Annotated in this window: 12 protein-coding genes; 3 read left to right on the forward strand and 9 right to left on the reverse strand. The window is 71.6% G+C overall.

The window, feature by feature from the left end:
- Positions 1 to 69: 69 nt before the first annotated feature.
- From ACIQRL_RS16415 to ACIQRL_RS16445, 7 genes are all read right to left on the reverse strand, one after another.
- Entirely contained in the window at positions 70 to 228 is a 159-nt protein-coding gene (locus tag ACIQRL_RS16415) for a hypothetical protein (RefSeq protein WP_401331900.1), read from the reverse strand.
- Between the two features lie 94 nt (positions 229 to 322).
- A complete protein-coding gene (locus ACIQRL_RS16420; protein ID WP_401331901.1) occupies positions 323 to 2428 on the reverse strand; it encodes a serine/threonine-protein kinase in 2106 nt (701 codons plus the stop codon).
- Positions 2428 to 4131, reverse strand: coding sequence for a DUF6777 domain-containing protein (locus ACIQRL_RS16425; protein WP_401331902.1), 1704 nt, complete (start codon positions 4129 to 4131; stop codon positions 2428 to 2430). Before ACIQRL_RS16425 ends, ACIQRL_RS16420 begins: the two co-directional genes overlap by 1 nt.
- Positions 4132 to 4357: 226 nt before the next feature.
- Positions 4358 to 5311: a cytochrome c oxidase assembly protein gene (locus tag ACIQRL_RS16430; RefSeq protein WP_401331903.1), complete on the reverse strand. Its 954-nt coding sequence runs from the start codon at positions 5309 to 5311 to the stop codon at positions 4358 to 4360.
- Between the two features lie 136 nt (positions 5312 to 5447).
- Positions 5448 to 6473, reverse strand: a complete 1026-nt coding sequence (locus ACIQRL_RS16435) for a 6-phosphofructokinase (RefSeq protein ID WP_401331904.1) — start codon at positions 6471 to 6473, stop codon at positions 5448 to 5450.
- A 269-nt stretch (positions 6474 to 6742) separates the two neighbouring features.
- Positions 6743 to 7471 carry a glutamine amidotransferase gene (locus ACIQRL_RS16440; protein ID WP_328556918.1) on the reverse strand — a complete coding sequence of 243 codons (729 nt, stop codon included), beginning with the start codon at positions 7469 to 7471 and terminating at the stop codon, positions 6743 to 6745.
- A 19-nt stretch (positions 7472 to 7490) separates the two neighbouring features.
- Positions 7491 to 8729: a MurT ligase domain-containing protein gene (locus ACIQRL_RS16445; RefSeq protein ID WP_401331905.1), complete on the reverse strand. Its 1239-nt coding sequence runs from the start codon at positions 8727 to 8729 to the stop codon at positions 7491 to 7493.
- Between the two features lie 154 nt (positions 8730 to 8883).
- On the opposite strand from ACIQRL_RS16445, the gene def reads away from it, so the two are divergent.
- Positions 8884 to 9423 (forward strand): peptide deformylase, encoded by a 540-nt coding sequence (gene def / locus ACIQRL_RS16450; protein ID WP_401331906.1) that lies wholly within the window; start codon positions 8884 to 8886, stop codon positions 9421 to 9423.
- Positions 9424 to 9592: 169 nt separating this feature from the next.
- On the opposite strand, the gene ACIQRL_RS16455 is transcribed toward def, so the two are convergent.
- Positions 9593 to 10237 (reverse strand): TetR family transcriptional regulator, encoded by a 645-nt coding sequence (locus tag ACIQRL_RS16455; RefSeq protein ID WP_328556921.1) that lies wholly within the window; start codon positions 10235 to 10237, stop codon positions 9593 to 9595.
- A gap of 169 nt (positions 10238 to 10406) precedes the next feature.
- On the opposite strand from ACIQRL_RS16455, the gene ACIQRL_RS16460 reads away from it, so the two are divergent.
- On the forward strand, positions 10407 to 11636 hold the full coding sequence (locus ACIQRL_RS16460; RefSeq protein ID WP_401331907.1) for an acyl-CoA dehydrogenase family protein: 1230 nt from the start codon (positions 10407 to 10409) through the stop codon (positions 11634 to 11636).
- Between the two features lie 265 nt (positions 11637 to 11901).
- Positions 11902 to 12597, forward strand: a complete 696-nt coding sequence (locus ACIQRL_RS16465; protein WP_401331908.1) for a transcriptional regulator — start codon at positions 11902 to 11904, stop codon at positions 12595 to 12597.
- A 229-nt stretch (positions 12598 to 12826) separates the two neighbouring features.
- Here ACIQRL_RS16465 and ACIQRL_RS16470 read toward each other — a convergent pair whose 3' ends face one another.
- Positions 12827 to 13066, reverse strand: coding sequence for a DUF6213 family protein (locus ACIQRL_RS16470; RefSeq protein WP_261704260.1), 240 nt, complete (start codon positions 13064 to 13066; stop codon positions 12827 to 12829).
- Between the last annotated feature and the right edge of the window lie 23 nt (positions 13067 to 13089).

A 13089-nucleotide genomic window follows, 5' to 3' on the forward strand; every position in this document is an offset into this window, starting at 1 on the left:
GTGACGTGCGCGGCCGACGGTCCGGTACCGGGGGAGAGGGCCAGGTGCTGCGGGAGCCGGGGGAGACGGTCAGGTGCTGTGGGAGACCACCATCCCCAGGGTTATCAGGCCGAGCACGACCCAGCCGAACCACAGCCAGCCGTTACTGCCCAGCGCCACCGTGTAGGCCGTCACCACGACGAGCCCGCCCACGGTGAGCACCCCCATCGTCTTCGTCGAACCGGGCATGGCGGCACCCTCCTCCAGGCGGGTCCGCGGCGCGGGCCGTGGCCTTTGGGGCCATTTTCACCCGGAGGGGGGAGGTCCGCCAGAGCCGCGCGGACTACCGAGCCCCCGGCGCCGGCCGCTGCCCCCTGTCGATGAAGCAGACCACCAGGTAGTACGGCTGCGCCCACACGCCGGTACTGCGCACACCATGACTCCAGTGCGTAGCGGGGTCCTTGCCGTACAGGTCCGGTGGCGCGTCGGCCGCGCACTGGTCGTTCGCCTGTTCCAACGGGTCCGTTCCGGGCCGGTAGCGGCGGAGGTGGGTGATCTCGACGACCTTTCCCACGGGAGCCTTGTCGCAGGCGACCAGTTCGAAGTGCGTACTCACCCGGTGGTCGCCGCCCACATGGCCCAGACAGTCGCCCCGCTGCATCTGGGTCGCGTCCGCGAACGTCATCCCGTACCGACGGAGGTCCCCGAGCGGACCGAACACCGGGCCGTGCACGCCCGCGAGCAGACAGGCGACGGTGCCGCCCGTGGTGTCGAAGCCGTCCCGGGTGGGCACGACGGCCATGCTCTTGACGTTCCAGGCGAGCTTGCGGGCGGTGTCCTCGGTCCGCTCCTCGCACCGGCGCGAGCCCTCGCGGCGGGCCGCGTCGAACGAGGGCGCCCTGTACACCGCCATGACCTGTGCGTCGGGGCTCTTGTCGTGACAGCTGAGATCCAGCCACAGCCGTGACACGGTGGCCGTCTTCCACAGGGAGGGCTCTCCGTAGACGCAGTCGCCCCGGTGCAGCGGTTCGACGAGCCCGACCGTGTCGCCGTACGGCAGCCGGGCGGCCCGGTGGGCCCCCGCGTACCAGACCACACCGGCCGCCAGGCCGAGCGCGAGCAGCACGGCGGCCACAGTACGCAGGGCGTGCGGCGGCTTTCGCCGTCGCCGCCCCGGTGGCCAGGGGACCGAGACCGGCGGCCCTCCGTGCCGGGGCGGCCCGAAGACCTGCCCGTGTTCCGGCCGCTGTCCGCCCGGCGCCGGACGGTCCGACCCCTGCCGTGACGGCGGCGTGTACACACCCTGCGCGTGACCGGTGGGCGCGTACGGACCCGGTCCCCCGGCCGCCGCCGGGTACGGGCCCGCGGCGGGGGCGGCGGGCGGGCCACCACCCGGTACGGCCGCCCCCTGGTCCTGGGCCGGACCGTACGCGGTGGCACCCTCCGTCGCCGGATACCCGCCCGGTAGGGCCCGGCTCCGGTCTCCCACCGGGCCGGACGTGCCCAAAGGCCCGTCGGAGGTGACGAGCCCCGTCCACGGTGGCTGCGAGCCCGGGTCGAGACGGGTCGGCGGATGGGGCTGCGGCGTGAGGATCCGGGCCAGCGCCGACGCGGTGTCCTCGGCGCCGAGCCGCAGGGCGGGATCCTTGACCAGCAGGGCCTCGACGACCGGCCGCAGGGCGCCGGCCCGCAGGGGTGGCGGCGCCTCCTCCAGGACCACGGCGGTGATCGCCGCGAGATCGGTGTCCCGGTCGAAGGGTCCGTGGCCCTCCACCCCGAAGTAGAGGGTGCAGCCCAGCGAGAACAGGTCGGCCGCCGCGGTCGGCGGACCGCCCGTCGCCCGCTCCGGGGCCAGATAGCCGGCCGTTCCCACCAGCACGGACGTCTGGGTCCAGCGGGTCTCCAGGGAGTCGGGCTGGACCGAGATCCCGTAGTCGGTGAGCAGGATGCGGGCTCCCGGGTTCCCGGCGCGGTCCGGGGCGAGGAGGATGTTGGCGGGCTTCACGTCCCGGTGCATGATGCCGCGCTCGTGCCCGGCGGTCAGGGCGTCGAGGACGGCGATGCCGATACGGGCACAGGCGTCGGGCGCGAGGGGACCGTGCCGGGCGAGCCGGTCGCGGAGGTCCTCGGCACCCGCCACGTACTCCATCACGATCCAGGGCAGGCCCTCGTGCTCCAGGACGTCGTGCACCGTCACGACGTGCGGGTGCCCGCGCAGCACCGCCGCGTGCCGGGCCTCGGCGCGGGCCCGCGCTATCCGGGACTCGTGCTCCGCGCCGCTCTCCGGGACGTCGCGGAACCTGATCTCCTTCAGCGCGACCTCGCAGTCGAGCCGCTGGTCGTGCGCGAGCCACACATGCCCCATCCCGCCCGACCCGACCTGGTCCACGAGCACATACCGGTCGGCGATGATCCGGCCCACCCCCGACTGCGGTGACCCCGGCGCCATCAGGTCGTCCCGCCCGGGGAGGAGGACGGCCCGACGGAGTCACCGACACCGCCGGAGTCGGCCGGGCCGGTGCCACCGGAGGCGGTGTCGCCGGTGCCTGTGGTGGTCTCGCCCGTGGCACCGGTGGTGGTCGGGCCGGTGGCCCCGGAGTCGGAGCCGGAGCCGCCGGAGCCGGTGGTCGCACCGTCTCCGGTTTGCCCGGCGCTGCTTCGCCCCGTGCCGGCACCCGCAGTGGTCGCGCCGGTGGTGGTCAGCCCGGTGGTGGTGGCGCCGGTGGTGGTCTGCCCGGTGGTGCCGGCGCCGCTGGTGGCGCCGGTCGTGGTCTGCCCTGCGGTGGCGGCACCGGTGGTGGCACTGCCCGTGGCGGCGCCCGATGTGGTGTGGCCCGTCGTGGTCTCGCCTGTCGCGGCCCCCGTCGTGGTCTCTCCGGTCGTGCCACCGATGGAGGTCGGGCCCGTGGTCGTGGCACCGGTCGCGGCACCTGTCGTGGTCTCGCCCGTGGTGGCCGGGCTTGGGCCGGTCTCGCCCGCCGTGGCTCCCGTACCGGTCTCGCCCGCCGAGGTCTGGCCGGTGCCGGTCTCGCCCGGACCGGTCCCCGTGCCGGTCTCGCCTGTCGCGGCGCCCGAGCCGGTTTCACCCGTGGAGCCGCCCGTGCTGGACTGGTCCGGGCCCGGGGTCAGGCCGCCGGTGTCCGGGGGAGTGCCCGCGTCCCCGCCGCCGCCCGGGTCGGACACGGACAGCGTCACCTGGCTGCCCCACTCCAGGGCGCTGCCCGCGACGGGCCGGGACGAGGTGACCCGGGCGTCGTCCGGCGGCAGGGAGCCGCCCTCGTGGGAGAGGGCCAGCCCCACGTCGGCCAGTCGCCCGCTCGCCTCGGCGAACGTCAGACCCGTGACCTGTGGAACGGCCGTCCCCGCATGGGGGTCGAAGGACGTGTCGTGCTCCCCCTCCGTGCCGAGCGGCCGCGTGATCCCCCGGTCGGGGTTGTCGACGTCCACCAGCCGGAGCCGCTCGATGGGCGCCTTCCCGGGCGGCGGCTCGACGAGGACGATCCGGTCCTGCCGATAGCCGGACCATTTCCTGTTCCCGCCCTCGAAACCCACCGAGGATTTTTCGATGTCCACCCTGGACGGGCGCAGCGGATTACCGCACGAGCACTTCACCGCGGGCAGCCCCTGATCGTCCACCAGAACGGCGATTCCGGCCTGGAGCAAGGCGTCGAAGGGGACGGCCTTGCCGTGTTCGTACGCGTGATTCGTCACGAGGGTGTCGTGACGCAGGACAACGGGTGTGAGCCGATCGATATATCCGGGAATCTCATCCGGCCGGATATTCAGGACGCGTGCCCATTCCCGCGCCCTGGCGGAGTTCTTGGGGTCGGTGAGAAATTGCTTGAGCTTCCCGACAACGCAGGTGCCGGGTCGCGTCGAGCCGCCGAAATCGGGGGTGGGCGCACCGGACTCGCCCGGTCCGGGTGTGCCGTGGTTCCCGCCCTGCCCCGGGGTGCCGCTGTGGCCGCCGGGTTCACCTCCGGACTCACCGGCGGGTGTGCCGCCGTACAGCCCCGGACTGTTGCTGGCCTGCACCCCGCCGATCGGCCGGGCCCGTGGTGTGCCGGTGGTGTCCTTGCCGAGGGTGCCGTCCTCCTCGAAGAAGGGGTTGGCCTGTGTCACCCCCGCGGCCACGGCACGAACGACGAACAATTGATCGGATTTACCGCACCCGCTGACGACCAGTACGGAAACCAGCAGTAAAGCCGTCCGGCGCACCGCCGATAATCCGGTCCTTCGCATGGACGCGCGAAATGTCATGACCGCTCCCCCTCGCGGTTCCCCCTGGACCCCGCGAACCGGAGACGGGACGCGGAGCTTCGCCTCCATGCTACTGAAGGGAAATGCCTTTCGCGCAAGCGCGAATGACACGGTTAATTCAGCGGCCGCGTGCGTTGAGTGAGGCCAGATAGGCGTTGTACGCCTCGAGTTCCTTGTCGCCGTCCCGGTCCGCGGCCCGGTCCTGGCGCTTGGCCTGCCGCTGCTCGGAGCTGTACCACTGGAAGAGCAGCGCGAGCAGGACGAGCACGGAGGGGATCTCGCTGAACGCCCAGGCGATGCCGCCCGCGGCGGTCTGGTCCGCGAGGGCGTCGATGCCCAGGGAGGCCGGAGGATTCTTGTACGACTCGACCATCGGCTGCGAGGCCATCATCAGCGCGATGCCGAAGAACGCGTGGAACGGCATGCCCGCGAACAGTTCCAGCATCCGCATCAGATAACCCGGGCGGTGCGGACCCGGGTCCACGCCCATGATCGGCCAGAAGAAGACCAGGCCGACCGCGAGGAAGTGGCACATCATCACGATGTGGCCCGTACTGGAACCCATCAGGAAGTCGAAGACGGGGGAGAAGTACAGCGCGTACAGGCTCGCGATGAACAGCGGGATGGTGAAGGCCGGGTGGGTGATGATCCGCATGTAACGGCTGTGCAGGAACATCAGCAGCAGTTCACGCGGCCCCTTGTTGCCCCGCGTCGCCGCCACCGGCAGCGCCCGCAGCGCCAGCGTGATCGGCGCCCCGAGCAGGATCAGGATCGGCGACAGCATGCTGATCACCATGTGCTGGACCATGTGCACGCTGAACATGAGCATGCCGTAGTCGTTCAGCCGGGTGCAGGTGATGATCAGTACGGTCAGTACGCCGACGACGAAGGAGGCCGTACGGCCCCATGACCAGGCATCGCCGCGCCGCGCCAGCCGCACGACTCCCCAGCCGTACAGCCCGAGCCCGAGCAGGCACGCGACGAGGAAGAACGGGTCCGGGGACCACTCGAGCCCCCGCCCCAGCGTGAACGGCGGCAGATCCGTGGTCATGCCGTGCCCGCTGTGATCCATCCGCCGGCTCCTGTTTCTGGGGTACCTCCCAGGCCCTTTTAAGGCAGTGGGGGAGGTTGTGCGCTGTCTGTCCGCACCAGAGTAGAACCGCCCCCGGCCGCCGCCGCGACCGGGGGCGGTTCCGACCGCGTACGTCTCAGAGCACGCACTCCGCCTCGGCGTAGCGCTCGTCCGGAACCGTCTTCAGGGTCTCGACCGCCTCCGCGAGCGACACCATCACGATGTCGGTGCCGCGCAGCGCGGTCATCTTCCCGAACTCGCCGCGGTGCACGGCCTCCACGGCATGCCAGCCGAACCGGGTCGCGAGCACGCGGTCGTAGGCGGTCGGCGTGCCGCCGCGCTGCACATGCCCGAGGATGACCGGCCGGGCCTCCTTGCCGAGCCGCTCCTCCAGCTCGATGGAGAGCTGCCGGGCGATGCCCGCGAAGCGCTCGTGGCCGTAGATGTCCTTGCCGCCCTCGTCGTACACCATCGAGCCCTCGCGGGGCTTCGCGCCCTCGGCGGCGACGACGATGGCGAACCGCTTGCCCGCCTCGAACCGCTCGCCGACCCGCGCGGCCAGCTCCTCGATGTCGAAGGGGCGCTCCGGGACGACGATGGCGTGGGCGCCGGCGGCCATGCCGGAGTGCAGCGCGATCCAGCCGGTATGGCGGCCCATGACCTCCACGATCAGCACACGCTGGTGGGACTCGGCGGTGGTCTTCAGCCGGTCGAGGGCCTCGGTCGCGACGCCCACGGCCGTGTCGAAGCCGAAGGTGACGTCCGTGACCGCGATGTCGTTGTCGATGGTCTTCGGCACGCCGACGATGGGCAGGCCGCCGTCCGAGAGCAGGCGGGCCGCCTTCAGCGTGCCCTCGCCGCCGATCGGGATGATCGCGTCGAGCCCGAGTTCCGCGACGTGGCCCTTGGCCCGCTCCACACCGTCACGCAGGTGCGCGGGCTGGACCCGGGACGAGCCGAGCATGGTGCCGCCGCGAGCGAGGATTCCGCTCACCGCGTCGAGGTCGAGCTTGAGGTAGTCGCACTCCAGGAGACCCTTCCAGCCGTCCCGGAAGCCGATGACCTCGTCGCCGTGGTCGACGACGGCACGGTGTACGACCGACCGGATGACGGCGTTCAGGCCGGGGCAGTCGCCGCCGGACGTGAGGACACCAATGCGCATAGCCCGAAATACCTTCTCAACGTGGTCCGGGGACCGGACCACGTTGTCCGGCGAGGATCCCCGCCACCCTACCGGCGGGAGGGGGCCCGTCCGCACTGTGCGTCCGCCTGCTGGACGGCCCCGCTCACCTGTGCGGATACGGTTTCAGACGGGCTCCGGACGAGGCTGGACGGGTCGTTTCCGGGGCCGAAACGGTTCCTCCGGGAAAAGCGAAGAGGAACCGTTCCTCCTTGAGAAACGGTTCCTCTGTCCCGCCGGGCGGGCCTGTCCTACGCGGGCTGCTGGGCGGACGCGATGCGCTCGGAGCGCAGCGCCTCGTACCAGCGGTCGTCGATCGGCGGCAGCGCGTTGACGTCGAGGGCCAGCTTCAGCAGCAGGTCCGCGATCTGCGGATTGCGGGCGAGGACGGGCCCGTGCATGTACGTACCGAAGACCGTGTCGTTGTACGCGCCCTCGGTACCGTCGCCCGTGCCGTTGCCCTTGCCGAGCCGCACGTTCGCGAACGGGCGGGCGGTGGGCCCGAGGTGGGTGACACCCTGGTGGTTCTCGAAGCCGGTCAGCGGGGGCAGACCGAGCCGCGGGTCGATGTCCCCGAGGACGTCACCGACGCACCGTTCGCCCTCACCGCGCACCGAGACCACGTCGAGCAGACCGAGGCCCGGCTCGCGCTGGCCGAGGTCGTTGATGAACTCGTGCCCGAGGATCTGGTAGCCGGCGCAGACGGAGAACACGATCGCGCCGTTGCCGACCGCACGGTCCAGACCGCCGTCGCGGCGCAGCCGCTCCGCGGCGAGCCGCTGCGGCCGGTCCTCGCCGCCCCCGATCAGGTAGATGTCGCCGGAGGTCGGGATCGGCTGGTCGCTGCGCACGTCGACGCGGGCCACGTCGAGGCCGCGCTGACGCGCCCGGCGCTCCACGACGAGCGCGTTGCCCTGGTCGCCGTAGGTGCTCAGCAGGTCCGGATAGATCCACACCAGACGCAGGCTGTTGTCACTCATTCTCTTCGTCCTCCGTGGCTCAGTTGCCGACACGACGCCTCAAGTCCTGGAAAGCGGTGTAGTTCGCGATGACCTCGATGCGTCCGGGCGGTGCCTGCTGCACGGCCTGGTCGAGGTTCTCGCAGACCTGGAACTGCTGGTTCGCGACTTCGAGACGTACGGCGAGGTCGAGCTTGCGGTCGCCGAGGACGAAGATCGGGTGTCCGGTCAGGCGGGTGTAGTCGACGTCCCACAGCCAGGAGGTGTCGGTGCCGTCGGCGCCGCGCGCGTTCACCGACAGGATGACCGGGGTCGGCGGCGGGTCGATCAGGGAGAAGGTCTCCAGCCAGCCCGCGGGGTTCTTGGCGAGCAGCAGACGCAGGTCGCGCTGCATGAACTGCACCACGTCGTAGCGTCCGGCCACCGCCTGCACCTGGTACATGCGCTCCAGGGCGACCTGCGGCGGCACGCCGAAGACGGCTGCCACGGCGGCCGAGGAGGCGGCGTTGGCCTTGTTGGCGCGGCCCGGCAGCTGGAGGTGGATCGGCCACGCGGAACCGTGCGGGTCGAGGACGTGGTCCCCGGACAGGGCCCAGGTCGGGCTGGGACGGCGGAAGCCGCAGTCGCCGCAGAACCAGTCGTCGCCGGGGCGCTGCATCACACCGCCGCAGGACGGGCAGGACCAGGCGTCGTCCTTCCACATCTGACCGGCCGCCACCCACATGACGTTCGGCGAGGAGGACGCCGCCCAGACCACCAGCGGGTCGTCCGCGTTGGCGACCACGACGGCCTTGGAACCGGCCAGACCCTCGCGCCAGTGCTCGGCCATCATCCGCGTCTCGGCGGCCCGGTCGAGCTGGTCGCGCGAGAGGTTCAGCAGCGCGATGCACTTCGGGTCGGTGTCACGTGCCACACCGGCGAGGTACTTCTCGTCGACCTCGATGACCGCGAACTTGGCGTCCGAGCCTCCGGCCAGCGCCGAGGTGATGCCCGCGGGCATGTTGGCGCCGAGCGCGTTGGACACGACGGGGCCCGCGGCGCCCAGGGCCTCCGCGATCAGCCGGGTCGTCGTGGTCTTGCCGTTGGTGGCCGACACCAGGATCACGTCCAGGTGCGTGGCGAGCCTCGCCAGCAGGTCGGGGTCGAGCTTGAGCGCCACCCGGCCGCCGATCACCGATCCGCTGCCGCGTCCGGCGGCCCGCGAGACGGCCGCCGCCGCCTTGCCCGCCGTCACGGCCAGCTTGGCCCGCGGCGACAGCGGGTCCGAGTTGCCTGACATCGTTTCTCGATCCTCCTTGCGTACGCGCCGCGCCCCTGCCCCCGGCACCGTTGGGGGCTCAGCCTATCGAGATCCACTCACGGGCCCGAATCGCGGCACCACCTCGGTGCCGGCGCGACATGCGCGCGCCTACCAGGACCGTACCCTTGCCGCCATGCGACACGGTTCCATCCCGGGCACCCACGGGCATGTCCGGCCCCTCACCCTGCTCGGCGACCCCGTCCTCCGCGCGGCCTGCGAGGACGTCACCGACTTCGGCCCCCAACTCGCCGCACTCGTCGAGGACATGTTCGCGACGATGTACGCGGCCGAGGGCGTCGGCCTCGCCGCGAACCAGGTCGGCGTCGGCCTCCGGGTCTTCGTGTACGACTGCCCGGACGACGATGATGTCCGTCATGTCGGACATATGGTGAACCCCCGTCTCGTCGAGGCGGACGGTGTGGTCCTGCGCGGACCGGAAGGCTGTCTCTCGCTGCCCGGACTGGAGGCCGGCACCGAGCGGTACGACCACGCGATCGTCGAGGGGTGCACGGTGACCGGCGAGCCGGTCACCGTGCACGGCACCGGCTGGTTCGCGCGGTGCCTCCAGCACGAGTGCGACCACCTCGACGGCGGGGTGTACGCGGACCGGCTGACGGGGTGGCGCCGACGGCGCCTGCTGCGGCAGGTGGCGCGGGCTTCCTGGAGCGGCTGAGGGCGGTCCCGCGCCGTCGGCGCATCCGGCCGCCGGTGGCGCGCTGCTCCCTGCCTCCGGCGGGTCCCTGACGGGCTGTCCGCCTGATCCCTGGTCAGGGAGCCCGGAGAGACCCGGATCGGGTGCATGGGCCAGGCCTCGGGGTCGGAAACCCTGGTCGGAACCCTGATCAGAACCCCGGTCCGCCGACTCGGTCTCCCGCCGCCGCGAGGCGGCCCCACAGCAGGTCGGCGAGGCTGCGTACCAACTCGGCGCGCGTGCACGGCCGTTCGCCGAGCCACCAGTCACCGGCGGCGTGCATCATGCCGACGATGCCGTGGCCCCACACCCGCGCGAGCTGCTGGCTGCCCGGCCCGAGGTCCACCCGCTCCTCGATGACCTCGGCCAGCTCCTCGCCCATGCGGCGCAGTACCGGCGCGGAGTACTTGCCCACGTCGAAGCCGGGGTCGCCGGGCTGGCCGCCCTCCGCCGGATGCATCAGGAAACGGTAGACCTGCGGCCGGGCCTCGATGGCGGCCAAGTACGTATCGAGCGTCGCCTCGACGCGCTCACGCCGTTCGGCCGGGGCGTCCAGGGCCGCCCGCAGCGCTTCGAGGAGTGCGTCGGTGTGCCGCTTGGCGAGCGCGGCGTACAGGCCGCCCTTGTCGCCGAAGTGGCGGTACAGGATGGGCTTGGTGATGCCCGCCTCGGCGGCGATGGCGTTCATGGAGGCCCCGGGGCCGTCGCGGAGCACCACTCTGTCGGCGGCTTCCAGCAGTTCGCGCCGGCGGCGGTCGGCGGACCTCTGCTGATCGGTCCGCTGTGTGGTGTCCATGTGCTCTCCCCACCCGTGGTGATTCGGTGACGCCTGCGCAAACTAACACTGATCGCCGTATGGGTATCGAACGGGCTGCCGAGCGGAGCTCGGGAGTTGACTTTCTCTACTAGCCGGTAACAGACTCCAGTTACCGCAAGTAACAGTTTAGTGCAGCGCTGGAGGGGACATGGCCGAGTTCACCATGGAGCTCAACGACGAACAGAAGGAGGTCCGGGACTGGCTGCACGGCTTCGCCGCCGATGTCATCCGTCCCGCGGCCGCCGAATGGGACGAGCGCGAAGAGACTCCTTGGCCGGTCATCCAGGAAGCCGCGAAGGTCGGCATCTATTCCCTGGACTTCTACGCCCAGCAGTACTTCGATCCCACCGGTCTCGGCATACCGATGGCCATGGAGGAGCTGTTCTGGGGCGACGCGGGCATCGCCCTGTCCATCGTCGGCACCGGCCTCGCCGCCGTGGGCGTCCTCGCCAACGGCACCGAGGAGCAGATCGGCACCTGGATCCCCCAGATGTACGGCGATGCCAACGATGTCAAGGTCGCGGCTTTCTGCTCCTCCGAGCCCGACGCCGGCTCCGACGTCGCCTCGATGCGTACGCGTGCCGTCTACGACGAGGCCAAGGACGAGTGGGTCCTGAACGGCACGAAGACCTGGGCGACCAACGGCGGCATCGCCAACGTCCATGTCGTCGTCGCGGTCGTCGACGCCGAGCTCGGCTCCAAGGGCCACGCCTCCTTCATCGTCCCGCCGAACACGCCCGGCCTGTCCCAGGGCCAGAAGTTCAAGAAGCACGGCATCCGCGCCTCGCACACCGCCGAGGTCGTCCTGGAGAACGTGCGCATCCCCGCCTCCTGCCTGCTCGGCGGCAAGGCGAAGCTCGACGAGCGCCTCGCCCGTGCCCGTGAGCGCGCGAAGGCGGGTGGCGGCGAGAGGGTGAAGAACGCCGCGATGGCCACCTTCGAGGCATCCCGTCCGGCCGTCGGCGCCATGGCGGTGGGCACCGCGCGCGCCGCGTACGAGGTCGCCCTCGACTACGCGAAGACGCGTGAGCAGTTCGGCCGCCCGATCATCGACAACCAGGGTGTCGCCTTCCAGCTCGTCGACATGGCCACCTCGATCGACGCGGCGCGGCTGCTGGTGTGGCGGGCGTCCTGGATGGCGGTCAACGGCAAGCCGTTCACGGCCGCCGAGGGATCGATGTCGAAGCTCTTCGCCAGCGAGACGGCGAAGAAGGTCACCGGCCAGGCGATCCAGATCCTGGGCGGCAACGGCTACACGCGGGAGTACCCGGTGGAGCGGATGCACCGCGACGCGGCCATCTACACGATCTTCGAGGGCACCAGTGAGATCCAGCGACTGGTGATCGCCCGCACCCTGTCCGGGATGCCGATCCGCTGAGGCCTCCGCGCGCTCCGGGGGCCGGTTTCACGGCCCCCGTCGTGTTCCCCGCACCCCCGACGAGGCACGCGGAGCACGGGTGTCCCGGGCGTCGCGCGGAGTGCCCGCGCGGCGCGGGGAACGAACACGTCCGCCTCGCCTTCGATGCGACCGTCACCGGCCGGACCTGCGACATCGCGGCGGCCCGGCGGAACCGGGGTGCCGCGGCCGGGCATGGCACCCTGGTCGAAGGGGCTCGGAGTCTGCCGGACCGAAGGAGCGTGCGATGACGCGGACGGCCAGGGAAGTCCTGGAGGACATCACCGGGAAACTCGCCCCGGACCCCCATGCCAACCGGCTGCTGCCCCTGATCGACCGGGGCGCCGCCCAGCGGTCCACGCTCGCGGCCCTCGCCCTCGAACAACGCCATGTGATCGCCGCCGACCACCGAGCGTTCCTTCATCTGGCCGAACGCTCGGCGGCGGGCACGGACACGTCGGCCGCCGACCCGGCGAGCGCCGCCTTCTTCGAGATGCTCGCGCAGGGCGAGGCGCTGGCCGGGGACCGGCTCGCCGCCTTCGCCGCCGCGGTCGGAGCCGACGAGGCACAGGCGGCGGAGTACGAACCGCTCGCCGACTGCCAGGCCTATCCCGCGTACGTCGCCTGGCTCGCCCTGAACGGGGAGCCGACCGACGTGGTCCTCGCCCTGGGCGCCAACTTCGCCGCGTGGGGCGGCTATTGCGAGACGATCGCCGAGGCCCTGCGCCGGCACTACGGCCTGGACGACGAGGCCTGCGGGTTCTTCGACCTCTTCGCCGCGCCCGCGCCCGAACTGGAGAACAGGGCACTGGCCGCCGTACAGGCCGGGCTCGACGCCGGATGGATCCCGGGGGACGACGTCCACCGCCACGGACGGCTGCTCCAGGCCTACGAGGCGAAGTTCTGGCACGCCCTGTGGGAACTGGACCAGCGGGTCGTCTGAGTCCGGGAACGGCGGGGCGCCCCGGTCGGGACCGGCCGGGGCGGGGGAGTCCGGCATCCACCCAGCAGGCCGTCCGGCGCCGGGCGGGGTAGAGGGCGTACGTCCGGCCGGTCCGCATGCTCGGCCATGAACCGCACACCCGGCAGAGACAGCGCGCCCGACAGGGCCGTACACCGGACAGAGGCCGGTGTACGGAGGCGGGGCCGGTGCCAGGCCGGGCGCTGTCGCTTCAGCGACCGCTCGTCCCGCTGCTGTGCGCGATGCAGGCCACGTCGATCCGGTCGGCCAGCTTGGCCAGTTCGATCGTGAGCGCGGCCACCGTGTCCTCGTCGAGGCCGTCCTGGCCGGCCTCCACCAGATGCAGCCACCGGCCGCCCACCGTACGCAGCAGCTTGCTGACGTCGGCGGCCGCCACCTGCAACGTGCCGCGGTCGTCGACGATCAGGGGGAGGGTCACTTCGCGGTTCACACAGGGGATCGTAACTGCGGAAC

Source organism: Streptomyces sp. NPDC091209 (genome assembly GCF_044757755.1).
GTDB lineage: Bacteria > Actinomycetota > Actinomycetes > Streptomycetales > Streptomycetaceae > Streptomyces.